At 44.6% G+C, this 24,689-nt stretch carries 28 protein-coding genes; 9 read left to right on the top strand and 19 right to left on the bottom strand.

Annotated elements, in window-relative coordinates:
* A partial coding sequence (locus CBI30_RS09545; protein WP_143744382.1) for a helix-turn-helix domain-containing protein occupies positions 1-349 on the bottom strand: 349 nt, incomplete at its 3' end.
* Between the two features lie 134 nt (positions 350-483).
* Here CBI30_RS09545 and CBI30_RS09540 point away from each other — a divergent pair.
* Positions 484-1,557, top strand: a complete 1,074-nt coding sequence (locus tag CBI30_RS09540) for an MraY family glycosyltransferase (protein WP_088528068.1) — start codon at positions 484-486, stop codon at positions 1,555-1,557.
* A gap of 71 nt (positions 1,558-1,628) precedes the next feature.
* On the opposite strand, the gene CBI30_RS11065 is transcribed toward CBI30_RS09540, so the two are convergent.
* Complete coding sequence (locus tag CBI30_RS11065; protein ID WP_143744381.1) at positions 1,629-2,870, bottom strand: hypothetical protein; 1,242 nt, start codon at positions 2,868-2,870, stop codon at positions 1,629-1,631.
* 189 nt (positions 2,871-3,059) lie between these two features.
* Positions 3,060-4,448 carry a hypothetical protein gene (locus CBI30_RS09525; RefSeq protein ID WP_088528065.1) on the bottom strand — a complete coding sequence of 463 codons (1,389 nt, stop codon included), beginning with the start codon at positions 4,446-4,448 and terminating at the stop codon, positions 3,060-3,062.
* Between the two features lie 153 nt (positions 4,449-4,601).
* Between CBI30_RS09525 and CBI30_RS09520 the strand changes: the two genes are divergently transcribed.
* Both CBI30_RS09520 and CBI30_RS09515 read left to right on the top strand, forming a co-directional pair.
* Positions 4,602-5,546: a WavE lipopolysaccharide synthesis family protein gene (locus tag CBI30_RS09520; protein ID WP_088528064.1), complete on the top strand. Its 945-nt coding sequence runs from the start codon at positions 4,602-4,604 to the stop codon at positions 5,544-5,546.
* A gap of 110 nt (positions 5,547-5,656) precedes the next feature.
* Entirely contained in the window at positions 5,657-6,274 is a 618-nt protein-coding gene (locus tag CBI30_RS09515; protein WP_088528063.1) for a DUF268 domain-containing protein, read from the top strand.
* A gap of 785 nt (positions 6,275-7,059) precedes the next feature.
* Here the strand turns inward: CBI30_RS09515 and CBI30_RS09505 are convergent.
* The 15 genes from CBI30_RS09505 to CBI30_RS09425 all read right to left on the bottom strand — a co-directional run bounded on the left by CBI30_RS09505 (position 7,060) and on the right by CBI30_RS09425 (position 18,715).
* On the bottom strand, positions 7,060-7,779 hold the full coding sequence (locus CBI30_RS09505; protein WP_240553561.1) for a glycosyltransferase family 2 protein: 720 nt from the start codon (positions 7,777-7,779) through the stop codon (positions 7,060-7,062).
* 5 nt (positions 7,780-7,784) lie between these two features.
* Positions 7,785-8,114, bottom strand: a complete 330-nt coding sequence (locus tag CBI30_RS09500) for a cupin domain-containing protein (RefSeq protein ID WP_088528060.1) — start codon at positions 8,112-8,114, stop codon at positions 7,785-7,787.
* Positions 8,111-8,839, bottom strand: coding sequence for a glycosyltransferase family 2 protein (locus CBI30_RS09495; RefSeq protein WP_088528059.1), 729 nt, complete (start codon positions 8,837-8,839; stop codon positions 8,111-8,113). The genes CBI30_RS09500 and CBI30_RS09495 overlap by 4 nt, the downstream gene beginning before the upstream one ends.
* Positions 8,836-9,468, bottom strand: coding sequence for an HAD family hydrolase (locus tag CBI30_RS09490; protein WP_088528058.1), 633 nt, complete (start codon positions 9,466-9,468; stop codon positions 8,836-8,838). The genes CBI30_RS09495 and CBI30_RS09490 overlap by 4 nt, the downstream gene beginning before the upstream one ends.
* On the bottom strand, positions 9,465-10,091 hold the full coding sequence (locus tag CBI30_RS09485; RefSeq protein WP_088528057.1) for a PI-PLC domain-containing protein: 627 nt from the start codon (positions 10,089-10,091) through the stop codon (positions 9,465-9,467). Before CBI30_RS09485 ends, CBI30_RS09490 begins: the two co-directional genes overlap by 4 nt.
* A gap of 251 nt (positions 10,092-10,342) precedes the next feature.
* Positions 10,343-10,678 carry a hypothetical protein gene (locus CBI30_RS09475; protein WP_088528055.1) on the bottom strand — a complete coding sequence of 112 codons (336 nt, stop codon included), beginning with the start codon at positions 10,676-10,678 and terminating at the stop codon, positions 10,343-10,345.
* 16 nt (positions 10,679-10,694) lie between these two features.
* Complete coding sequence (gene fcl, locus CBI30_RS09470) at positions 10,695-11,672, bottom strand: GDP-L-fucose synthase (protein WP_088528054.1); 978 nt, start codon at positions 11,670-11,672, stop codon at positions 10,695-10,697.
* A 22-nt stretch (positions 11,673-11,694) separates the two neighbouring features.
* A complete protein-coding gene (gmd, locus tag CBI30_RS09465) occupies positions 11,695-12,825 on the bottom strand; it encodes a GDP-mannose 4,6-dehydratase (RefSeq protein WP_088528053.1) in 1,131 nt (376 codons plus the stop codon).
* Between the two features lie 37 nt (positions 12,826-12,862).
* Positions 12,863-14,359, bottom strand: a complete 1,497-nt coding sequence (locus CBI30_RS09460; RefSeq protein ID WP_088528052.1) for a mannose-1-phosphate guanylyltransferase/mannose-6-phosphate isomerase — start codon at positions 14,357-14,359, stop codon at positions 12,863-12,865.
* A 256-nt stretch (positions 14,360-14,615) separates the two neighbouring features.
* On the bottom strand, positions 14,616-14,924 hold the full coding sequence (locus CBI30_RS09455) for a high-potential iron-sulfur protein (RefSeq protein WP_088528051.1): 309 nt from the start codon (positions 14,922-14,924) through the stop codon (positions 14,616-14,618).
* Positions 14,925-15,345: 421 nt separating this feature from the next.
* A complete protein-coding gene (folE, locus tag CBI30_RS09445; protein WP_088528049.1) occupies positions 15,346-16,143 on the bottom strand; it encodes a GTP cyclohydrolase I in 798 nt (265 codons plus the stop codon).
* Between the two features lie 75 nt (positions 16,144-16,218).
* Complete coding sequence (locus CBI30_RS09440; RefSeq protein WP_088528048.1) at positions 16,219-16,590, bottom strand: MAPEG family protein; 372 nt, start codon at positions 16,588-16,590, stop codon at positions 16,219-16,221.
* Entirely contained in the window at positions 16,587-17,258 is a 672-nt protein-coding gene (gene plsY, locus CBI30_RS09435) for a glycerol-3-phosphate 1-O-acyltransferase PlsY (RefSeq protein WP_088528047.1), read from the bottom strand. Before plsY ends, CBI30_RS09440 begins: the two co-directional genes overlap by 4 nt.
* 52 nt (positions 17,259-17,310) lie before the next feature.
* A complete protein-coding gene (xerD, locus tag CBI30_RS09430; RefSeq protein WP_088528046.1) occupies positions 17,311-18,237 on the bottom strand; it encodes a site-specific tyrosine recombinase XerD in 927 nt (308 codons plus the stop codon).
* Positions 18,230-18,715, bottom strand: a complete 486-nt coding sequence (locus tag CBI30_RS09425; RefSeq protein ID WP_088528045.1) for a YajQ family cyclic di-GMP-binding protein — start codon at positions 18,713-18,715, stop codon at positions 18,230-18,232. The genes xerD and CBI30_RS09425 overlap by 8 nt, the downstream gene beginning before the upstream one ends.
* A gap of 117 nt (positions 18,716-18,832) precedes the next feature.
* Here CBI30_RS09425 and murB point away from each other — a divergent pair, with 117 nt between their 5' ends.
* Positions 18,833-19,873 (top strand): UDP-N-acetylmuramate dehydrogenase, encoded by a 1,041-nt coding sequence (murB, locus tag CBI30_RS09420; protein ID WP_088528044.1) that lies wholly within the window; start codon positions 18,833-18,835, stop codon positions 19,871-19,873.
* Here the strand turns inward: murB and xseA are convergent.
* On the bottom strand, positions 19,870-21,105 hold the full coding sequence (gene xseA, locus CBI30_RS09415; protein WP_088528043.1) for an exodeoxyribonuclease VII large subunit: 1,236 nt from the start codon (positions 21,103-21,105) through the stop codon (positions 19,870-19,872). The two genes, murB and xseA, sit on opposite strands and share 4 nt — an antisense overlap.
* 315 nt (positions 21,106-21,420) lie before the next feature.
* Here xseA and CBI30_RS09410 point away from each other — a divergent pair, with 315 nt between their 5' ends.
* Genes CBI30_RS09410 through kdsB form a run of 5 tightly spaced genes read left to right on the top strand, consistent with a single transcriptional unit; the run spans position 21,421 to position 24,641 of the window.
* Positions 21,421-22,071 (top strand): MotA/TolQ/ExbB proton channel family protein, encoded by a 651-nt coding sequence (locus CBI30_RS09410; protein ID WP_088528042.1) that lies wholly within the window; start codon positions 21,421-21,423, stop codon positions 22,069-22,071.
* Positions 22,068-22,514, top strand: coding sequence for an ExbD/TolR family protein (locus CBI30_RS09405; protein WP_088528041.1), 447 nt, complete (start codon positions 22,068-22,070; stop codon positions 22,512-22,514). The genes CBI30_RS09410 and CBI30_RS09405 overlap by 4 nt, the downstream gene beginning before the upstream one ends.
* A 54-nt stretch (positions 22,515-22,568) precedes the next feature.
* Positions 22,569-23,660 carry a tetraacyldisaccharide 4'-kinase gene (gene lpxK, locus CBI30_RS09400; RefSeq protein ID WP_088528040.1) on the top strand — a complete coding sequence of 364 codons (1,092 nt, stop codon included), beginning with the start codon at positions 22,569-22,571 and terminating at the stop codon, positions 23,658-23,660.
* A gap of 19 nt (positions 23,661-23,679) precedes the next feature.
* Positions 23,680-23,859, top strand: a complete 180-nt coding sequence (locus CBI30_RS09395) for a Trm112 family protein (RefSeq protein WP_088528039.1) — start codon at positions 23,680-23,682, stop codon at positions 23,857-23,859.
* A gap of 26 nt (positions 23,860-23,885) precedes the next feature.
* On the top strand, positions 23,886-24,641 hold the full coding sequence (gene kdsB / locus CBI30_RS09390) for a 3-deoxy-manno-octulosonate cytidylyltransferase (RefSeq protein WP_088528074.1): 756 nt from the start codon (positions 23,886-23,888) through the stop codon (positions 24,639-24,641).
* Positions 24,642-24,689 lie beyond the last annotated feature (48 nt).

Below are 24,689 nucleotides of genomic sequence, written 5' to 3'. Positions count from 1 at the left end.
CGCCAGCCGCTTTATCCGCATAGACATGGCGGTAAATCGTCTCATGGCTAATGCCTACTTGATTGGCAATTTGGACTGGGCTCCACTTGTCTAAGAGGCAATCAACTGCCTTGCTCCAGTCGGTAGCAGCAATCTGGGTAGCGTTGCGAGAGCCTAAGGATCGTTCTTGCGTCAAGAGACAGGCTTGCCTAGGTCGATAACCCTTACCTCCCGTATTGCGAGCAAGCTCACGGCTAATGGTCGACTTATGTCTATCCATCAGCTTTGCAATCTGGGTTTGGGTTTTTCCGTCTTTCATGAGGATATAAATCTGATATCGTTCAGTTTGGCTAAGGTGTTGATAGGTCATGGCTACTTTGACTTGCAGGTCTAGAAGCTTTGGATACTAAAACATCCTTAGCCACTAGGCGTTTATCAAAGTTGCACTTCGTAGTTGAATCCGCCTAATTTAATTAAAGTATATTTAGAATTTATAATCACCGGATGTCTAGTTTACTTGCGGCCTTTCTCTCTTCTTTTATAGCGACACTGCTGATTATCCGCTTCAAGCACCTGCATGAGCGATTTTCTGCAGATTCAGATCTAACAGGCCCACAAAAATTTCATACCAATATTGTTCCCAGAATCGGCGGTGTGAGCATTGCGATTGGCTTATTTACCGCCATACTTTTTAGACTGAAAAATGCCTCCGCACCAATGGCAGAAATAACTTTTTTAGTTTGTGCAATCCCCACCTTTGCAATTGGCTTAACCGAAGATCTCACCAAGAAAATTAGCGTACGTCTTCGATTGATATTCACCGCCATTGCTGCCGCTTTATTAGTCTATTTAATTCCAGTCCAAATTACGCGCTTAGATATTCCCTGCCTGGACATGATTTTTCTTATTCCAGGTGTTGGAGCGGTTCTCACCGTATTTGCTATCACTGGCCTGGCAAATTCTTACAACATCATTGACGGCTTTAATGGCCTAGCCAGTATGGTTGGCGTCATTACTTTGCTGGCAATTACCTATGTCAGTTTTGTGGTGTCCGACCCCCTCATCATGTATTTAAGCCTCATCATGGTGTCCACAATATTAGGATTTTTTATCTGGAACTATCCACGAGGTCTGATTTTCTTAGGTGACGGTGGCGCCTATCTCATTGGGTTTTGGATTGCTAGCATCAGCGTAATGCTGACCTATAGACACCAAGAAATTTCCCCTTGGTTTGCCCTCTTAATTAATGTATACCCCATTGTTGAAACCCTCTTTACCATCTACCGTCGCAAAATTCATCAAGGCAAGAGTCCCGGGCAACCTGATGGCATCCACTTTCATACATTGATTTACCGAAGAATCCTCAGCCCGCATGATCATGATAGAAATTTCTTCTCTGCCAACGCAAAGACTGCGCCTTACCTTTGGGTGCTAACGGTCTTAGGTGTAGCGCCGGCCGTGCTTTGGTGGCAATCCACATCCATACTCATCATCGCAAGCCTTGTTTTCATCACCTGCTATGTTTGGCTCTATACCAGAATTGTGCAACTCAAAACGCCGCGCTGGTTGCATTTGTAATAAACAATGTGGGGAAGTTAATACCCTATAGCGAGCGCTCGATACTGCCCGATCTCGGGCGCTTGCCTGGCTCATGACTTCACGCTACCACTTTTAATGCTTGCCCAGACCCTTTGAGCCAGCAGCACTAAGAGCATGAAGAAAAAAGCACCGGCCAAACCGCCCGCTGTCGACTTGATCATGCCCTTCTTGCCGCTACTCGTGGGAGCCGTATTAGCCTCTAGGCCCTTAGTAAACCGAGCCTGAATCATCAGTAGTTGGGAGTGGATTTGATCTAAGATCTCTTGCTGCTTAGGATCATCTTGGGCTAGCTTATTACGCAGCTTAGCCTCAATAGCGAGTAGCTCAGCATCCAAAATAAGGCCGTCAAAGGTGGTTTGCGCTAAGGGGAGGGCCTCATCGAGAAATGCTTTAGTTAAAGTGAGCTGAGCCAAGCGATCCCGCATCCGCTGCAGGGTTTCCTTGGACTGATTAATGTCATTATTGACTGCAATGATCTGGGTAGTAATGGAGAGGTACTTGGCACCAGATTCTTTAGGATCAATTACCTGTTGCCCTTGATTTGAATTACCAGGATAGCGTTTGTAGAGGTCTTCTAGGCTTTTAGCTCGCTGTTGTTGGTAGCCCATCTCAATTTGGGTGGTGGTGATTTTTTTCTGAATATCTGCCGCAGCACTGATGACATCACCCTCATAGGCATTGAGTATGTTGCGCAGTTGCAAATAGGCTCCGCCAGTACGTAAAAATTTAGCAGCCGCCGTGACGGATTCTGAGGCCTTTTCCTTGCTGGGGCCTCCAGCGCTAAGGGTCAAGCTCAAGATGGTGGTGCTGGCTCCATCAAACTCTTTACTCACGCCGGCTAAGTCTTTGGTATCGGCCTTCGATAAGGCATAGCTAGGCACGACATTTTTTTGCCACCACTGATCGTTAGCCATTGCCTGATACAGGCCCACCTGACCATCGGGAGCCTTGCCCTCTTCCACCGCTTGGGCGGCCAGATTAGGCAGACTCTTTTGAATGGTCTTCCAAGACACCAAATCGAGCCCGTAGGTGTTGGTGTTGGTGTTGGTGTTGGTGTTGGTGTTGGTGTTGGTGTTGGTGTTGGTGTTGGTGTTGGTGTTGGTGTTGTTGAGCAAAATATATTCTGCAGAATATTGCCCCAAGAAAAACCATCCTCCAAGACCTAAAAAAGCCCCAATAACCGCAGCAATGGCGAGCTTTTTCCAGGCAGAGCGCAGAAAATTGACGATGTCGAGCAGGGAGATTTCATCAGCATCTTGATTCAAATCGGTTGGTATTGACTGATTATTCAATTTAGATCTTTGATTAATTTATTTAAAAGGACAATTGAGCGGATTTCAGGACAGCGACTAGAGGCTTTCATTAAAGTTATTCAACTTTAATGAAATTTATACCTGTGACCTAATAATTTAAAGCCTTGTTAGTAGAATTCATCTAAAAACTATCATCAATTGTAACCTGACGTTAAATTATTTGAACCACTAATTCTCACTAATGGGGGGTTTGAGCCGTAGATTTAGAGCGGCCAATAATGCTATGGTGAACAACAATATCTCCACCGCATGATGATTGCTCAGCTCGCCAACTGTATATAAACAAAAAATGGCTATTACCAGGCTAATTACTACCCCCTTGCTTGGCTCAGAACCTCTTATAGCTCCGTAGGCAACAGATAGTAATGCCCCCCAAAGGCATATTAGAGCCGGAAAACCAAACGACAAGAGGAGCTCTATCCATCCACTGTGGGTGGATCCTGGTAATGAATTAGGCGGAAGATTTGGATATAGTTGCATTAGCGAGCGCTCCAAAGGGTACTGAAGAATGCCATTGCCCCACGGGTTTTTAGGGATAAGTCTAAGTCCAGCAGTTGCCCAGGAAACCCGCTCAAATACATTGGGAGTAATAACTCTACCTGACGGCAAAGATGGATAGCCTAAGGTGGATGGACTTTTCCACTGTGGGTATTTGTCAATCTGAATACTTTCCTGAATATCCTCTATCAGATATACCCAACTTGGACTTTGCTTGAGTTGAAGCTTCCCAAATCCCGCAATCAGGGCTAAGAGCGCCAAGATCGTAGCAATTGAAATTAATTTACTTCTCCAAGTATCTCGGTGGGATTGAAGCCCCAAAAATCGATTTGCCCCCCACAAGCCCCAAGCAAGGCCGAGAATAACAGCTAGACCAATCCCATTTTTAGCATCAAAGATAAAAACATATGCATATAAAGGGACGGCAATGATCAATACAGATATTGCTATATTGAAAACGACCCGCAAACCGCTGCCAACACGACCAGATAGCAGGTCAATCATACGCCCACCCACTCCCGCAATTAAAAGAGTTCCAATCAGGACCCCATTAATTTTTCCGTAGAAAATATAATTCAAATAATCGGGGTGAAATAACCGGTGAGTAACCCATACTTTAGGTAGGTATTGAAAGTAGAGAGCTGCAAAGCCCGCAATAATCCCATAAGCCAGTAAATTGATCCTAGAGGGCTTCTGAATAATTACCAAACCACACACCCACCCCAAAAGCGATGCCTCCAAACCCCTGAACCAAATAGACTTTAGCTCTTTGAGTTGCAATACTTCATCTTGTGAAAATAAAAAATAATGAATGAAAACCCAGACAAATAGAATGCCGATAAATAACAATGGCATCAGATTGCGCCATGCAATAGAAAATGGCGAAATTCTTTTTTTCTGGTATATGTAAATAATGGAAAGCAGGCACCCTAGACTTAAGAGGATATTGCGCAATGCAATGGTGTGCTTCATTGCCCAAATTGCTAACAACACGGCGCATAAAAGGACAATGGATAATCCCAGATAATCTATCTTGGCTAACTTGAAATTTTTGAGCATATTTCTCATTATATATATTAGATGTATTTTAATAATTAATGAGTCTCACTTTCCCGATTTTCAGCTACTCTATTTCTCAAGATAGCCATATCCGTACCCTTCTTTGCCTGAATAAATGTAGACGTTTTATAGTTGTAATTTATCAATGCTAGAATGCTCCCATCAAGCAAGGGCAATGGGATAGCAATGAAAGTTGGCTGCATCATTCAGGGTGATATCCGCAGGGGCAGCAATCTTATCCTCGAAATGCTCCCACGTCTCTTTGACTATACAGTCCTATCAACTTGGGATGACGGTTGGGAAGCTCCAAAGGGTAGCTTTGAACTCATCAGAAGCCCAAAGCCAGAGGTTCCAGGGTTTACCAACCGCAATTACCAGCGCTTCTCCACGGCAAGAGGTCTAGGTGCGGCAAAAGCTGCCGGGTGCGACTATGTTCTCAAATGGAGGACGGATATGCTGCCGACCTCCATGGGGATCAAGCAACTATTAGATTGGGCACAATTCTCCCCGCCTAGAGGCACTCAATCCAGGATTGTTGTTCCGGCATTTCGAAATATTTCAATCACACCAGATGCATTCTCATCAATGCCAGACCTATTTTCATTTGGCCATATTGAAGAGATGGAAAAACTGTGGGATGACGATAGCTTTGATTACACACAAAACTACAATATGTCGGCATATGATCGCGACGCACTTGGCTCCCAATATTTGAACTCACCAGCACTAGCAGACCTATATTGCGCTGAAGCAGAGCTATATGCGCTGTATCGATCAAGGTTAACCGAAACCTGCCATCAAGCTCTAAGTCATAATCTTGTAGCAGCAAACTATTTGAGACTAATTGATCACAGGCGATTGGGAATTTTATGGTTTGGGGCTCAATCTGGATTTAGGAGCATAGGTCAGGCATGGGAGCATCCATGGTGGACTGAGAAAAATTGGCGACAGTATAACGCCCGTATTTATTCTTGCGGGTATAAAACGAGTGGCCCACTCTCGAAGCTGAAGAAAAAAATTTCAAAATATAAAATTCAAAATGAACTTAAATGCCAAGAAAAAATTTGGCTAGATTCATTTCCTAATGTAAAGCTCTAATTTAAGAAGGTAGATTGAGATGGGTCTTTTAAAGAAATATTTCAGAAAAAGCAAAGTTTGCTAAAAACTTTAGGATTAAACGCAACTCTTTAGAAAATAGTCGCTTTTCAATGGAGTGGAATGACCGATACCCTTGCCTCAATGATGCAACATCAAGCACGGGTTTTGATACGCACTATCTTTTTCATACCGCCTGGGCAGCTCGCATACTGGCAAAAAACAAACCAAGTCTTCACATAGACATTTCATCATGTCTCAGATTTGTTTCGCTTGTATCAGCATTTATTCCCACCCACTTTTATGACTACCGTCCAGCCCAGCTAAATCTATCTGGACTGCAGTCTAGCCGCGCAGACCTGATGAACCTGCCCTTCGACAATAACTCAGTTGAATCACTATCCTGCATGCACGTCATTGAGCATATAGGACTAGAGCGCTATGGCGACCCCTTTGATCCAGAAGGCGACCTAAAGGCCATCGCAGAATTGAAGCGCGTACTAGCAGTTGATGGATATCTATTATTTGTTGTGCCTTTGGGCGAAAAATCAATCATTCAATATAACGCGCATCGGATTTATACCTATGAGCAAATTTTGAATTATTTTGCTGGCATGCAATTAGTCAATTTTTCCTACATTAATGATGCTGGACAATATATTGAGGGTGCGAGCCCTCAAGATACTATTGGTCAGGTCTACGGTTGTGGCTGCTTTTGCTTTAAGAAATAAGGCGCCTAAAGCATTGGACCTATCTTTTTCCTTAAACATTAGGTAGGTTTCATCATCAAAGTGATAAGGAAAAGATCTAATATTTTCAGGGGCATCACTTGGCCAGCGCACTTGAGAACCATCAACTTCGATTGAGCGAACGTTAGGCCTAAGCTTAGAAATTTCTTGAATGGCTTGAACTATCGCATGATAGCGCTCAATATAAAGTGGCCGAGATTCCAATGCAATTGGAAAATGTAAAAAATAAATTGGCACCCTACCCCAACGCTTTTCAAATAAGTCGAATAAGGAGAGGTACGTAGATTTCAACTTTCCAAGCGGCATATGCCCCGAACATTCATATTCCCTAGAAAACACTTCAGAATGTGCCAGATCACTATATCCACAGCAAAATTGCCACTGATCCAACTTATTTATAAATAGTTGATCTGTTAGCTCGGCAAAAGAATCCATAAAGATAAATTTTGGAGCACGCCTAGGCAGGCAATCAAAAAATTCCAATTGACGAATCAATGGTAATACATCACTTCTGGCCATGAGATCTTGGAGCATGGCATTTTTAGGTAAAAGGTTTGTATTGCGCCAATAGTTGCACAATAAATCCGCCCGCCCTTTTTGAAAATTCACCTCTCGTGGCAGTTTTTCATAGTATTTGAGTACGTCGTACCCAAGACATGCATGCCGCCCTAAAAACCAGTCTTTCCATAAATATCGCCATCTCAGACGATATTTAATGTTTTCTTTAAGTGGCTTAAGTAAAGATGAAACGATGCCCATGAAAAGTATTAATTCTGAATTAACTTCAGATAGGTGTTTAAGTCTTCAGGGGTGCCAATACCATGCATTTGGGATTGCTCTATGTTAAATATGCCTACCTTTTTTCCCTGACGAATAAGGTAGTTATAAACAGGGCATGTATAGAATTCATTATTCACACGGTCATTCTCAATGATCATCTGAATGATGCCATCAATTAGCTCATGAGCACGCCTGAAGAAATAGATGCCTACGGTAGCAAATTCAGAGATCACCTTCTTTTCTTGAACCTCGGTAACCAAACCACCAGCGTCAATCTTTGCAAAAGACCACTTGGGATTTAATTCTGTATCAATGAAAGTCAAAATAGATCCGTCAAGATCTCTTGCTCTGGCATCGATCAAGAACGGAGTAAAGCAGCTATCAATAATTTGGTCAGAATTGGCAATAACCACTTCCTCATCAGGAGCAAGATATGATCTAGCGAATAAAACAGTGCAAGCAGTGCCCTCGGTAAGCTTATCAATGGGAATAAATACTGCATTAAAGTCTGACTGTATTTGGGCGACAAGCTCGTTATTGCTTTCGATATGCTCTTTCCTGGCTAATAAAGTAAATCTAGCTCCAGGCTGCCTCAGGTTTTCCATCACCCGCACAATCATGGGCTTTCCGGCAACATCGATTAATGGTTTTGGGGCCTTATATCCCGCGATTGCAAAGCGAGAGCCCAAGCCCGCCATTGGAATCACAATATTCAATTTGGCCTGCCCATATATTTATCGTTTTGCGCACCAGGGTATTTCACAACCACTGTAATGACGTCCTCTAAAACCTCAAAGTCTGTCGCCTCCCCCGGCTCTATGACGATAATATCGCCAGCACTATAAAGCTCGCCATTCATACGAACTTTCCCGGAGACGATTACCGTAATTTCAGTGGCAATTTTATGGTGGTGGGTTTCTTCATATTCATTTTTGCGATACTGCTTAATGCCCACCTCAACTTCTTGGGTTTTAATAATAGTTGGTGAGAAGTCGCCCACAAACCACCCCTTATTCATATCATTTATTTGATACTTTTTCATAAACCCTTCTCGTACTCTTCAATTTTTTGAGGCGTGTAGAAGCTATGATATTTTTCGTTTGGGATACGTAATGCCTTGATGCTCTTGTTTTTAAGAATCAACTCATTAAAAGTTGGGGAAATATAAAATATATCTGCGTTAGAGCAAGATTTCAAAATCATTGACTTGGCTGCCCCCACAAAATCTTTTCCTTGTTTGTAGTAATAAAAACCGGCAATCGCATTTCGACTCAAAGGTCTCTTTTCTGCAGCCTCTAAAACGCAATCCTTCTCATCTAGAAGGACGAATGACCATCGAGGGTGAGTGGTACTGAAAACTAAGCACCCCGCATCGCTACCTGAATGATGAAATTCATCATATAACTCAGAAAGGCTGCAATCAATCACCTGATCAAAGTTGGCGATCACTAAAGGATTTTCGTTATTGATAACATCAATAGCCATTAGAGCGCTACAGGCTGCACCCTTAGTCTCTTCGTCAAGAAGAATAATCTTGCACTCCCCTTCGATCAAAAGACGTAGAGTGTCGTCTAGGTGAAATTTGATGCAGTCACTTTTTTTAATCACAAAGATGAACTGCAAATCTTGCTGCATTGTCTGCAGATTTTCAATAGCAAGCTGAATCATGGGTTTACCCATGATTTCAATAAGCATTTTGGGATAGAAATACTCTTCGGAATTAAAGAACTTAGAGCCACCGCTGAGTGGAATGAGTACATTGATCATGAGGTCGCCTCAATCTTTTGAATATATTTCACAATATTGGCGTAATTCACATCAGTCACCTGATCAATCTGCATCACATGAGCTCCGGCATCAGTAGCAGCACGAATACCGTTAGCATTGTCTTCCAATACTAGGCACTCGCTCGGGAGAACACCAAAACGTTCGATAGCTTTTAAATAGATTTCGGGATCAGGCTTAGATTTACTAACATCCTGATTGGATAAATAAAAATCGAAGTAATCAATTAAGGCCGCTTTAGACAACATCGAAGTAATGGTATCTCGGATTGAGTTTGAGCAAACTGCCAAGCGATATCCATCACTTTTCAATTTTGAAATAGCATACTCATGACAAAATGTTGGAGCACATTTTGTCATTGTGATATCCATAGTGAAGATTTGCTTCAGATCATTAATAAAACCATGTAATTGTTTTGGCAATTGTGAATACGAGCTAAGGATTTCTAGTTTCTTCTTCGTTGGCAAGCCATCATAAGTAACTAAGTGATCATGTCTTGAGATTTCAAAACCAAAAATAGCCAAAGCTTTATTTAAAGCTTCGTAATGCCAATCTTTGGCATCTATTAAGACGCCATCCATATCGAAAACAACACACTTAATTTTGGTCATAAAAAATATCTCTTTGCCTCTCGTGGCAAATCTGTACAGAGCATTAAGGACATTCCATTAGTGTACAAGGATTTAATCTTTGCCCAAAGCGCTTCATGATCCCTGCCATGTAGTTCAGGGGATACTATAGCCACTGATTTACCCAGCGCTAGGTACTCATTAATCCGCTCAATCCCATACCATTCCGCATTAAAAGAATCCAACCAAACCCCAGTCGCTCTTCCATCAAAATCTTGATAAGACTCATATTCGCTTACCCGGGTAAATGTATTCATGTTTTGCTTGAGGTAGCCCAAGGAGTCTGGGACCGACATGTCAAATACGAAATACCGATCATGGCTCCATCCAACGACATGCGGGGCAAGTAATTTCTGCAAGCCATCAGATTTAATATTAATGGCATGTGGGTCCGTATTTGAATATTTACTGCATAAATCAAAGAAGGCATTTGCCTCAATTGAGTCGGTCGTTGCTGGGTCGTGGCTAATGACTAGCTCACCATCACAATCCCTAAAATCAGTTTCAATACCGAATCCATTTTGTAGCGCACGCTCAAATGCTTCCAGCGTATTTTTTTCCTCTGGCTTAAACCAAAGACCTCGATGAGCAATAATCTTTATCATTTAATTAACCCTTATTACGCATGAAATTTCTTTTGACATTCAAGTATCTTTTCCATTGCTCACGCATCAATTTATAGGTTTTTCTAGGCGAGCGAACTTCTAAAGAACTCACACCTTTCAAAGGCCTATCCTCATTGAAGAAGAATGCGGTATCCAGTGATTCCAAAATCCTCTTGCTGAACATTAAACTTTTCAAACTTTGAATTTTCATAGAAGCTCTCTAGCCACGAAATCAATTCTGCAGGTACCAACTAATCCGCTCTAATCTTTAAGGCATGGGTGCAGAAAGTATTTCTCCCTAACCACTCAAGCCCAGACTGGGTTGTTACAAATTGATTACGTTGATTGAGAAAATCAAACCCGACCACGGGCCTATTCTCGATTATCTCCACACTTGTTGGAAACTGCTTAGCCTCTAAGCCGCAATCTACCCAAGTATTAATCACAATATTTTTTACATACGGAGCAAAGGCCTGAATATTTTCACGAATAACTACGTCCGTAAAAAATCCCTCTTGCGAATTATTTTGGTCGCTACTAAAAGTAGTCACGGGGCCTTGAATAACAAGTCCAAATTGAATATTCACAGTAATCCGATTGCTCCTAAAGCCTCAATGTAGCGAGATAAGCTTGATAGGCGCTTTGCAAACCAACTGGCAACTCTACCTGTGGATCCCACCCCAAACCATTCAACTTCGATGAATCCATCCACTTCCTAGGTGATCCATCAGGCTTGCTTGGATCAAAACTAATCTTGCCTTGATACCCTGTAGCTTTTGCCACAGCGCTAGCTAGCTCAGCAATCGTGACATCACTACCAAAACCCACATTAATATGGCTTTGCATGGGCTCAGTGTGCTCATCGTAGATAACCTTATCTAAGTCCATCACAAAAACTGATGCTGCAGCCATATCGTCTACGTATAAAAACTCACGTCTTGGAGCTCCAGTACCCCAAATGACCACTTCTGGAGCATTTTCTGCTTTAGCCTCATGGAATCGCCTAATGAGGGCTGGGATTACATGGCTATTTTCAGGATGATAGTTATCCCCAGGGCCATAGAGATTGGTAGGCATGACTGAGCGGTAATCAATCCCATGGCTTTGGCCATATTGACGGTTATAACTTTCACATAACTTAATGCCTGCAATCTTGGCAATGGCATAAGGCTCATTGGTGGGCTCTAGCGTTCCCGTCAATAAAGCATCTTCTGCCATAGGCTGGGGAGCGAGCTTAGGATAAATACAACTGGAGCCTAAAAAGAGGAGTTTCTTAACGCCCGCCTCGAAGGCTTGATGAATGACGTTCGCCTCTACCATCAGATTCTGATAGATGAACTCTGCCGGAAAAGTATTGTTTGCATGAATACCTCCTACTTTAGCGGCAGCCAAATACACTTGATCTGGTTTTTCTTGTTCAAAGAAGGTTGCTACTTGCGCCTGATTGGTTAAGTCCAATTCGGCATGGGTCCTCGTAACAATATTGTGAAACCCCTTAGCCGCAAGATTGCGGACGATAGATGAGCCCACCATCCCTCGGTGCCCCGCCACATAAATCTTTTGGTTTAAATCTTTATTCACGTTCACTATTTCTTGTATGTATTTAATTCTCTTTGCCAACTGCTACCGAATAACCATGTTTACTCAGCAAAGCATGTTGCCTAGCTTGATCAAGATCATTAGCCACCATCTCGACAATCATTTCATCAAGGGTGATTTCTGGAACCCAACCCAATTTTTCTTTGGCCTTAGTTGGGTCCCCCAGGAGGGTTTCTACTTCAGTTGGACGATAGTAACGTGGGTCAATCTGCATAATGACATCGCCTACCTTTAAGGCGGGGGCTTTATCGCCTTCAATGGCGGTAACAATGGCCTTTTCATTCTCAGCCACACCTTCAAACTTTAAGGTGATACCCAATTGTTTGGCGCTACGGGTAATAAATTCTCGAACAGTGAACTGCACGCCAGTGGCAATCACAAAATCTTCCGGCTGGTCTTGTTGGAGCATTAACCACTGCATGCGCACATAGTCTTTAGCATGACCCCAGTCACGCAAGGCATCGATATTACCCATGAAGAGGCATTTCTCAAGACCTTGGGCAATATTGGCCAGACCACGAGTCACTTTACGAGTCACAAAGGTTTCGCCACGACGTTTAGATTCATGGTTAAAGAGGATGCCATTACAGGCATACATACCATATGCCTCACGATAGTTTACGGTGATCCAATAGGCATATAGTTTTGCTACCGCATAAGGGCTGCGCGGATAAAAAGGCGTAGTTTCTTTTTGTGGAATCTCTTGCACCAATCCATAGAGTTCAGAGGTCGAGGCCTGGTAAAAACGTGTTTTCTTTTCTAAACCCAAGATTCGAATAGCTTCAAGCATGCGAAGTGGGCCCATCGCATCAACATCTGCTGTGTACTCTGGAGACTCGAACGAGACAGCTACATGAGACTGAGCACCTAAGTTATAAATCTCATCAGGCTGACATTCTTGAATAATGCGAACTAAGTTGCTGGTATCAGTCAAATCACCATAGTGCAAGATTAGGTCAGGGTGATTAACGTGGGGATCTTGATACAGATGATCAATCCGCTCGGTATTAAAAGAAGAGGCGCGGCGCTTAATACCATGAACGATGTAGCCTTTTTCCAAAAGGAATTCAGCAAGGTAAGAACCATCTTGGCCAGTGATGCCGGTAATTAAAGCGACTTTTTGTTTGCTCGACATATTTTTTATTTATCTCTTTACTGATTAATTGGATTCTCTAGCTACGCCCATACGTATCCTCAAAACGCACAATATCGTCTTCACCAAGATAGCTACCCGACTGCACCTCAATAATCTCTAAAGGAGTATTCCCGGGATTGGCTAAGCGATGGGTTTGCCCTTTTGGAATATAGGTACTTTGGTTTTCAGTGAGCGTGATGACTTGATCGCCATTGGTTATTTCTGCGGTGCCCTTGACCACAATCCAATGCTCTGCGCGGTGATGGTGCATTTGGAGCGATAGGCTCGCTCCAGGCTTTACCTGAATCCGCTTTACTTTAAAACGCTCGCCCTCATCCACGCTGTCATACCAACCCCAAGGTCTCGCTACTTTGCGGTGCAGGTTTTTCTCTTCACGCTTTTGCGCCTCCAGCTGATTGACGATGTGTTTAACGTCTTGACTGTTTTTACGATCAGCCACCATCACTGCATCTGCAGTTTCAATGATGATGAGGTTCTCTACCCCGACTGCACTAACTAAACGGCTACTGGCATGAACCAATGAGTTCTTAGAGTTGGCAAGCAAAATATCGCCACTAGTGACATTACCCTGTTCATCTTGCTTACCTACTTGCCAAACTGCATCCCAAGCACCGAGATCATTCCAGCCCGCATTGAGCTCGACCATATTCACCCGGAACTGTGATCCTGGACATTTTTCTATGACGGCATAGTCAATGGATTCGCTTGGAATAGTTTTAAAGATTTCTGGGTCAGGCCGCACAAAAGGAGTCTGTCCTGATCGATCCATCGTCTTACCCACCCAAGCCGTTTCTGTGGCGCCAAAGATATCAGGGCGGAATTCTTTTAGGGCGGCAAGCCAAGTGCTCGCTCGCAAAACAAACATGCCGCTATTCCAAAGATAGTTACCATCCTCTAAATATGCTTGGGCAGTTTTGGAATCAGGCTTTTCAACAAACTGCTCTACGGGATATTCGCCATGAGTACCCTTAATGGCGCTCCGCTTGATGTATCCATAACCAGTCTCTGGAGCGGCAGGAGTAATGCCTAAAATAGCGATGGTTTTCTTAGAATGGTCAGCGTCCACTACTGCGATGCAATCTTGCAATGCTTTAGTAAAGGCTTTTGAATTTTTTACCGTCTGGTCAGCTGGCGTAATCACCAAAATAGGATCATGCGATCCACCATCCTGATCCCCTACCCCATCTTTTGCCTGAAAGGCTGCCAAGGTCAGCGCTGGGGCGGTATTACGTCCAGAGGGTTCTAATAATAGGGTGGCCTGAATGCCCTTGAGGTCTCGCAATTGATCCAAAGCCAAGAAGCGATGGTCTTCATTGGTCACAATTAAAGTGCTACCGACCTGAATATGAGAGCTGGAAATTGCATTAATTCGTTCAACTGCTTGCTGGAATAGGCTTTGGCTAGAATCATCCCCAGAAAGTACTAAAAACTGCTTAGGAAAGCCCGAGCGCGATAAAGGCCACAAACGAGTGCCGGATCCGCCGCAAAGAATGACTGGGGTGACTTGTGTCATATAGTAAAAATACTTATCGCCCTTATAAAGATAGGTATTAATTTTATAGGTTTATGAAACCAACCCAGATTTATTAGAATATTGACAGGCGTACGTTTCTATTGCATAAAAAACATATCAGGAGAGGTTTCATTTTTTATACTCTCACTTCGTTTTAGAATCGTGATTAGTCAAAACCTGCAACGTCGTCGCCAAATAAAAAAGGCTGCTTAAAAACTAAGCAGCCTGTTGATAAAGCTATACAACCAGAGAGGTATTAAGCCTTCTTAGCGTAAGCAGAGCACCAGCCTTTGCCAGCAACTTGCTTGCCAGCGAACAATGAGCAACCACCAGCAGCCGCATCGGCCTTACCTTGGAACAAGGCACAGTTAGTGCACACTTGACCGGCAGCATACTTCGCGTACTTTGCTTTATCGACTTTAGAGGCATCAGCCTTGTAACCCAAAGCAGCAGCTTGTGGATCAGTTTCGGCAATCATGGCTTGAGCTTGAACTTTACCGTTCAAAGCCAAGGTGCAAGCACCAGCAGCGGACAAAATCATAAATTGGCGACGACTATTTTTCATATGAACTCCAGAGGGTGAGATAGAACAAAGATTGCATCTGAGTGGATCATAGAGCAGATCAAATTAATCGGCTATTGGTAATATAAGTATCTGATTTAATTGACTATTTTATTGAGAATTGTTCTCAAAGAAGAAAATACTGAATTACTTTGAATGTGGATCAGACACTCATGGTGTATTAATGCCAACCCTTAATATTCATGCAGCCAATCCGCTGCTTGACGTGCACCCCAGATCCTGAATCTGGGTAAGACTGGGCGCAATCTATGGCATCCCGCTGAAAAGTCGCCTTATTATTTTTGGCGGGATCGCTATTGATATCGGGATATGAGGAGCAGGCAAGCAAAGCAAGGGCCATCAAAAAACTGGCTGAGACCTTAAGTGAGGCCCTTATTAGAGAGGCGACCCTCATGTGCCGACCTTATCTTCTCTCGAGAAGCGATAAAAACTCTCTACGCAAATTAGGATCCTTTAAGAAGGCCCCGCGCATCACGCTGTTCACCATCTTGGAGTCCCGATCTTTAACGCCGCGCCATTGCATACAGAAGTGATCCGCATCCATCACGATAGCAACGCCAATGGGCTTGATTTTCTTCTCCAGCATATCGGCCAACTCTACTACTGCTTCCTCCTGAATTTGCGGGCGGCACATTACCCATTCAGTTAAGCGCGAATATTTAGATAGGCCGATAAGAGCCGATTCCTTGCTTGGAAGCACTCCAATCCAAATCCGACCCATGATGGGGCAGAGATGATGTGAGCAAGCGCTACGAACAGTAATGGGGCCAATGATCATCAACTCATTTAATTTACTGACATTAGGAAATTTAGTGAGGGTTGGCTGCTCAACATAACGACCGTTAAATACCTCTTTAACAAACATTTTCGCAACACGTTGACTAGTGTTTTTTGTATTGTGGTCACTATTAGTATCAATGACCAAGCTCTCCAATACAGCCTGCATCTTTTCTGCAACCTCATCAACCAAGCCCTCCAATTCACCGGGCTGAATAAATTGAGAGATATTGTCATTCGCATGAAAGCGTGCTTTTTGCGCTTCAATACGACGACGAATAATGACCGATAAAGGTGTTCCTGCATCCGCTTTTTTACTAGGCGCAGTTTTCACAGACTTAGCTGGTGTAAGCGCTTTACTTGGCTTTTTAGTTGCATTACTTGCCTTAGCAGGTGTCTTCGTTGGAATTTTCTTGGTGGTCATAAATAGTTTTTTTGTCTCGTTTATTATTTTTAAAGTGCTTTTGTTAATACTATGATTGGTGATTTGTAGGCTTCGTTAAATCTGAAAAAAAATTGTAACCACGCAAACTATGCCAGCGAGCCAAACAATGGATCTTGCGGTGGGCCAATCAGCAACATAGCAAACCACATAAGCAATCCGTGCAAACACAAAACCAATTGCTAGCAAGTCAATTCTGTCTTGAGGCGCATTTACTAATGACGCAATGATCACAGCAGTAAAAAAGAATGGGAGCGATTCAAAAAGATTGGCTTGAGCCGCATTAGCACGTGCCCGAAAACCTGTCTGCCTTGCAAGCCACTGTCGTGGCATGCCGTTGTCATAACCCTCAAAACCTTTTTTGGCGATACCCGCTGCCACATATGGAAACAAGCCCATAAACAACACGCACCAGTACGCAATGGTCATGACTGACCTTGCGTATTTTCTGGTTTATCGGATCCAGATTTCGATTTTTTCTTTGAACCAATGCGTGACTCAGCGCCATTCATGAGATTTTTGATATTACTGCGATGACGCCAAATCAGCAGCAAGCACACCACTAGCAAAGCAATGCTCATGGGCTGGAAACCAAACAAGAAAACAAAATAGATTGGACCAAAAACAGCGGCGGCTAAAGCAGCTAGAGATGAATAGCGCATAAACATCGCCACAATAATCCAGGTACCCAGAGTTGCCGCGCCCAGGATCCAATTAATGCCAAACAAGATGCCGCAAGCCGTAGCCACGCCCTTACCACCCTTAAAGCCATGAAAAAGTGGAAACACATGCCCCAGAAAAACTGCTACCACCACTCCACATAAAACCCATGAGCCCAGAGTTGCAGTGAGGGACTGGTCACCCAAGATTGCTCTGGCCACTATGACCGCCAGGAATCCCTTCAGCGCATCGCCAATTAGCGTCAACACTGCCGCCTTCTTGTTTCCAGTGCGAAGTACATTAGTCGCGCCAGGGTTGCCTGAGCCATAAGAGTGAGGACTCGGCAAGTTCATGCATTTGCTGACAACCACCGCAAAGGAGATCGAACCTATTAAGTAAGCGACTAGAATTAATAATAAATTTAGTGTGAAGTCCATGCCGCTATCTTAAACACTTATCGAATAACGGATATTTTGTCGCCCAAGAACACTAAGATCCCCGAGGGTGATGCTGCTGATGAATAGACTTAAGGCGCTCTCTGGCCACATGGGTGTATATCTGGGTAGTAGAGATATCCGCATGACCCAAAAGCAACTGTACGACTCTTAAATCCGCACCGTGGTTGAGTAAATGGGTGGCAAAGGCATGACGTAAAGTATGCGGAGATAAGGCAACAGGGATATTAGCCATTACAGCGTAGCGCTTAATCAGCGCCCAAAAAGCTTGACGGGTGAGGCCCGTGCCCGTATGACGCCCAATGAAGACCGCGTCAGAAGTCTTACCTTCAAGCAATGGTGTTCTGGCATCCGCTAGATAGCGACGCAACCACTGACCAGCTTCCCCGCCAAATGGCACTAGACGCTCTTTACCACCCTTACCATTTACTACCCGAACGACGCCTTCATTTAACCCAAGAGCCACCGTCTTCAAAGAAACGATTTCGGAGACTCGCAAGCCGCTGGCATACATCAGCTCTAACATAGTGCGATCACGCAATCCTAGAGCAGTCTCAACATCGGGGGCATTGAGCAAGGCAGTGACCTGATCTTCACTTAAGGTCTTGGGGAAACGTAATGCTTGCTTTGCAGCACGCAAACCAATACAGGGATCGCTTTTAACCAAGTTCATGCGCAGGGCATGGCGATAAAAGCGTTTGAATACAGTCAGCCTCCGATTGGCCGTGGTTGCCTTATCTGCACGTCGATGCGCAATATAGGCGGTGAGATCTTTTTCAGCTACCGCATAAAGATCAGCACCTGAGTCTTTTTGAAGCCATTGAGCCAAGAGCAGGAGGTCTCGGCGATAGGCGGACAAACTGTTTTGGGCCAATCCATCCTCCAACCAACAAGCGTCGCAAAAGCGTTCGATGGCTTCTTGGCTTGCCGGATGGATGGCTGACACAACTACATTAGTCACGGAAGTTATTAAAGCCTAATGGCGCCTCGGATACTTCCTTCTTTAGCATTGTCATGGTTTCTTGCAAGTCGTCGCGCTTGGTACCTGTTACGCGCACTGCATCACCCTGAATACTTGCCTGAACCTTAATCTTGCTGTCTTTAATGATGCGCACTACTTTTTTAGCCAACTCTGAAGTAATCCCTTTTTGAATCTTCATCGTCTGCTTGCGCTTATCGCTACCGATAGTCTCTTTTTTATCGTCCTTCAGGTAGCGCACATCCACATTACGTTTAGCCATCTTGCTGTAAAGCACATCGCGAACTTGGCCTAACTTGAAGTCGTCATCACCAAACAAGATAAGCGTCTCATCCTTTTGCTCAACCCGGCTATCAGAGCCTTTAAAGTCAAAACGGTTGGTAATCTCTTTATTGGATTGCTCGATTGCGTTCTTCAACTCAATCATGTCTGGCTCACAAACTACGTCAAATGAGGGCATCTCAAACTCCTTAAATAATCTGGGTAATGAATTCTGCAAATTGAATCATTGCATTGTTACTTTTCAAGTTTTTCCATAAATTACGAATAGAAACTCGAACACGAATAAGATTGTGGCATGAACTCCGCGAAAATTGCGCCTAAACCAGCAAAATTGACTTCCAATATGGGGCTCAAGCACCGGAATAGCTTTGGCCTGGAATCTATTGCGGATTTTGCTTACGAGATTACCTCCGCAGATCAATTGCCAGTGCTGATGGAAGGGCTTAGCGATAAGAAGCTGGCCTGGCGCGCATTAGGCGGTGGCAGCAACGTAATCCTTCCAGCTGCTTTGCCTGGAGCAACCCTACTGATTAATATTCTGGGTCAAGAAGTGATCAAGTTGGATGAACAAAACACATGGCTAGCAGTTGGTGCGGGGGTGAATTGGCATGAGTTGGTTGCTTGGACTCTAGAGCACCATCTCCCGGGACTTGAAAACCTTGCATTAATTCCTGGAACTGTGGGTGCGGCCCCCATTCAAAACATTGGCGCCTACGGCGTTGAGGTCGGGGAATATATCGATAGTATCGAAGCATTTGATTCTATGGCCAATACCTTTGTCGCCTTCCCTCAAGAGGCATGCCAATTTGCCTACCGCGATAGCTACTTTAAGCAAAATCCCAATCGATTTATCGTGACAAAGGTCGTTTTTAAAATCCCCAAAGTCTGGCAAGCGCGATTGCAATACGCCGATCTGGCAAAGCAATTTACTGAGTCAAACTCCAGCCCAAGTGCTAAGCAAATTTTTGATGCGGTATGCGCCATTCGATCGAAGAAGTTGCCAGACCCCAAGGTGATTGGCAATGCTGGAAGTTTTTTTCAGAATCCGATTGTGGGTAACGATCAACATGATCTGCTGATTAAGCAATTCCCAGGCTTAGTGTCTTACCCCGATGGGCCGGAGAAACGCAAGCTAGCAGCCGGTTGGTTAATCGATCAATGCGGCTTTAAGGGCAGGCGGGTTGGCCCCGTTGGCGTTTATGAAAATCAGGCGCTAGTGCTTGTGAATCATGGCGGTGGGACATCAACCGATATCTTGAATCTAGCGAAGCAGATTCAAGATGAAGTTCTCAAGCAGTTTGGAGTACAGCTTGAGATCGAGCCAAATATTCTTTAGCTTGACTGTTGCGAATCAATCCTCTCAAACTGAACATCTGCCCGGCCTTCAGCTAAGCGCACCTCAAATACGCTTTCCGTATTAAGTTCACTCGGATTGCGCACTGCATGCATTGCTTGATCTTCATCGGATTTCCCTTTGCCGCTCAGAATGACGGCATAGCCACGCTCTAGGGTTCTTTGCGGATTAAGCATTTCCAACTGAGACTGAAAGTGGCCTTGATCCCGCTTCCAATTCTCAACTCTGACTAGCCATGCTTGGTTGAGTTGCCTCTGCCAACTATTAATTTGCTCGCGCATCCGATCGGGATTGGGTAAGGCATGACTTAATCTCAGGGCTAATTGATCTAAAGTTTGTGCTTCACGCTCAACACGCTGCCTTACTCTTTGCAATAGTGCCTGCATGATGGCATCCAACTCTTGCAACATCTGATCGCGTCGTGGTGCAGCCAATTCTGCCGCGCCCGTCGGCGTTGGAGCACGTAAGTCTGCTACAAAGTCAGCAATCGTGACATCAGTTTCATGGCCAACCCCACTCACGATTGGGATAGGAGACTGTGCGATTGCGTAAGCCAGCTTCTCATCATTAAAGGCCCAAAGGTCTTCAGTGCTGCCACCCCCCCTCACCAACAAAATGACATCCACAGCATTTTCTTTTTCGGCGGCCTTCAAAGCGGAAATAATTCCGGCAGGTGCATCTGGGCCCTGTACCAGCGTGGGGTAAATCACAATCGGGATATGCGGCGCTCTTCTGCCCAATGTGCTCAGTACATCCTTTAAGGCTGCAGCCTGTGGCGAAGTAATAATGCCAATCGCTCTGGGGTGGGTCGGAATCTCGCGTTTGCGCTCAGCATCGAATAAACCCTCTTTTGCCAGTTTGGCTTTGAGTTTTAAGAAGGCTTCATACAGGCCACCCATGCCAGCGCGACGCATGCTTTGCACCGTGAGCTGAATATCGCCCCGCGGGACATAAAACCCAAGATTGGCGGCGACCTCTACCAAATCCCCCGATTGGGGCATAAACCCGACTTGTCCATTACGTCCCCGGAACATCACGCAACGAATCTGACCCTCTTCATCTTTTAGGGAAAAGTACCAGTGCCCACTGTCATAAGCCTTGAAATTAGAAATCTCCCCGCTAACCCAAACGGTATCGAAGCGCTCCTCTAAAGAGCTAGCAATGGCACGGTTTAGATCGCCAACACTGAGGATTTCTCTTGGTATTTCCGACATTTTTTTCTCTTTTTCTACACAACCATCAGGCTTAGGGGTCAATAAATATCCACAGAAGCTGATTTGATGTGGGTTTAATACTCAAAAGTAAGTAATTACTGACCCAAAACGTCTAATAAATCAACTATTAAATTTTTAAGCATATGATTTATATAGACTATTTTTACAGGGTATTTTAAATCGTTTCACCCAAAATACCCCTTATTCAATATTAATCAAGGACCTATAGCTCGCATTCTAAAAAGTTTTGCACAGAGTTATCCACAGGATGGCTTTATGAAAACGAGTTTTTAATTCAGCTACAGTACTGAACTTATGTACTCAATCTTACTGTCTGCCGGTTGGCCTATCTGGCCCCTTCTCATCATCTCCATTATTGGGCTTGCTATTGTCATTGAGCGAGCCTGGTATTTGCGCCAAATACATATTTTTCCCAAAGATAGTCTTGAGGCTGTGTTCGGGCTTGCTAATGCGGTTTCACAGCAAAAAGCTGTCGCCGAGTCTGAAATTAGCGCTATCGGTCAGTTGTCGCCAGCGGGGCCACTTTTTGCCTGCATCCTACGTGAAAAAGTGGCTGGCAGTTTGGCGGACGCCGCCTTAGAAGAGTTGCAAGCAAGCGCTCAGACCACTTGGCTTAAGCTAGATCGTTATTTGGGTGCTCTAGCAACTATCGCGACAGTAGCTCCCCTACTAGGCCTCTTTGGTACTGTTGTTGGCATGATTGAAATCTTTGGTAGTCAAGGCACCATTAATGGTGGCGCTGGAAGCCCTCAACAATTGGCTCATGGTATTTCTGTAGCGCTATACAACACTGCCTTTGGATTATTGATCGCCATTCCCGCTTTAGCTGCTTGGCGTGGTTTACGCGCCATGGCTAATCAACGCCAACATGAGTGCGAAGAATTTACCCGTCAATTATTTAAAAAGCTGTATTCCATCCATGCCGATCCTGCGGATAAAAAATGAGTTGGCTAGATAACAGCCTTCATCACCAAGGGAGATTCTCTCTGGGGGTGAAGTCCACTTCAGTAGAGCCTGAAATTAATCTCATTCCCTTTATTGATGTGTTGCTAGTGGTATTGATTTTCTTGATGATCTCCACCACCTTTACCCGCTATCAAGAATTGGCTATCACGCTGCCTACCGCCAATGGTGTGAGCAGCCAATCAGAGGTGAAGCAAATTCATATTGCCGTCAGTCGAGATGGGCGTTTTGCTATTAATGGCAAAGTGACTGATCGAAGCCAGCTAAGCAATAGCCTCAGCGCCCTCAATAAAGATAATGCAATTCAAGTGAACATAGATGCCGATGCCAGAGCGCCACATCAAGCAGTCATGAGCGCTCTAGAGGCAGCACGCGATGCTAATCTATCCAATATTGTATTTAGCAGTCAAACTACCAAGAAGTAGATCCAATGCGAGATCCAGTACGAAAGCAAAATTGAGTTAATCAAATCTTCCTGAATGTCATCCTTTAAAAAATCTTCTTTCTTCAATAAGGCTCCCAAGTTTTGGGAGAGACGCGGGCCGACCAGTCTAATCCTGTGGCCCTTATCTTGGCTCTACGGATTAATTAATCGCGGCCTTGATCTGATCAATGATTTAGATCTCAGAAAGCGAAACACTCAAGCAGTTCCCATCATTATTGTGGGTAACATCCGTGTAGGTGGAACTGGCAAAACACCTATCGTCATTGCATTAGCAGAGCGTCTTGCGCGCATGGGATGGAAGCCTGGCATTATTAGCAGAGGCTATGGTGCAACCGCGGCCAGGTCGCCGATTCCAGTAGATAGCGCTTCAGACCCAGCACATGTGGGCGATGAACCAGTATTGATTGCTAAACGCACACAGGATCAATTTCCGATTTGGGTACACCCTAAGCGAACACAAAGTATTCGATCACTCCTTAAGCGCGATCCTTCCGTGAATGTCATCATTAGTGACGATGGTCTACAGCATCGGGATTTAGTGCGTTGGCCCGCAAGAGAGGGTGGTCGTGATATCGAGTTGGTAGTTCGCGATCAACGCGGAGAGGGAAATGGTTTTTTATTGCCAGCAGGTCCTTTGCGGGAGCCTGCCACTCGCGAGCGTGATGCAACCCTAATGACCGGTATGAATACGTCTGCCAGCCATAGCGATGAGTATTTTTTAGGTCGCCGTGCTTTCACTTTAGCTGGTCAATTGGGTACCCCTTATCAGCTAATCAATCCAAGCAATACGCAATCGCTCTCTGCTATTGCTGATGCCTATCTACCAAACAAAATTACGGCCGTGGCAGCGATTGGTAATCCACAGCGCTTTTTTGATGACTTGCTCAAGCAGGGAATCGCTGGCAAATCAATCGGGCTAGCAGATCACAGCACCTTTACTCCAGAATTTTTCGCCAAAATCAATGCGCAATGCATTCTGATTACGGAAAAGGATGCCGTAAAATGTGCCTTAATGAACGACGAACGTATTTGGGTAGTTCCTATGAGTTTAGAGATTCCCAATGCATTAGCAGATTGGTTGCAGTCGATTTTGCAAAGACCTGATCCCAACCAATACACCTTATAAAAGATAACAAAGAGCAGATATGGATAAGCGCCTACTTGAGATTTTGGTTTGCCCTTTATGCAAAAGCACTTTGCATTTAGATAGCGAGAAACATGAGTTGATTTGCAAGGCAGATCGCCTGGCCTACCCGATTCGTAATGACATCCCCGTGATGTTGGTCGATGAGGCACGTAGCCTCTCGGCCGATGAATGCAATTAATTCAATCACAACTGATTGAACCTAAGATGAATAACAAGCCCCCAGAATTTTTAGTAGTGATTCCGGCAAGGCTAGGATCAACTCGCTTGCCTCGCAAACCACTTGCTGATATTGGCGGCAAGCCGATGGTGATTCGAGTAGCTGAGCGTGCACGGCAATCAAATGCACAAAGCGTAGTGGTAGCGACCGACTCTCCAGAGATCCAAGCAGCCTGTGATGAGTACCGCATTGAGTGCCTACTGACCAGCCCAGATCATCCTACCGGTACAGACCGAATTGCAGAAGTAGCGCAACTTTTAAAACTTCCAGCAGATACTCTGGTTGTAAACGTGCAAGGTGATGAGCCCCTTATTCCACCAGAATTAATTAATCAGGTAGCCCAAACATTGGCAGATAACACTGCTTGCGCCATCTCTACTGTTGCAGTGCCAATTACAGATGCCTCAGAAATTACCAACCCAAATGTAGTTAAAGTGGTTCTCAACAAAGCTGGTGAAGCCTTGTATTTCTCAAGAGCGAGCATTCCCTTTGTGCGCGACCCAGAGTTAGCTCAGGATGTCACGCACTTACGTCACCTTGGCATTTATGCCTACCGGGCAGACTTTTTAGAGGCCTATACCCGACTTAATCCAGCTCCACCAGAGCAGGCGGAGGCACTTGAGCAACTAAGAGCTCTCTGGAATGGTTACCGTATTGCCGTCCATACCGCCAGCGAAGCCCCGCCAGCTGGGGTTGATACGGCCGAAGACCTCGAACGAGTCCGCCAGATCCTAGCCAGATAAGTCAGAATCCCGACCCTGAAGGCTTCTCGGGGATAATCCTAGGAATTG

The organism is Polynucleobacter aenigmaticus (assembly GCF_002206635.1).
Taxonomy (GTDB): domain Bacteria; phylum Pseudomonadota; class Gammaproteobacteria; order Burkholderiales; family Burkholderiaceae; genus Polynucleobacter; species Polynucleobacter aenigmaticus.
Note: the sequence above shows the minus strand (reverse complement) of the source record. Positions and strands in the feature narration are given on the sequence as shown.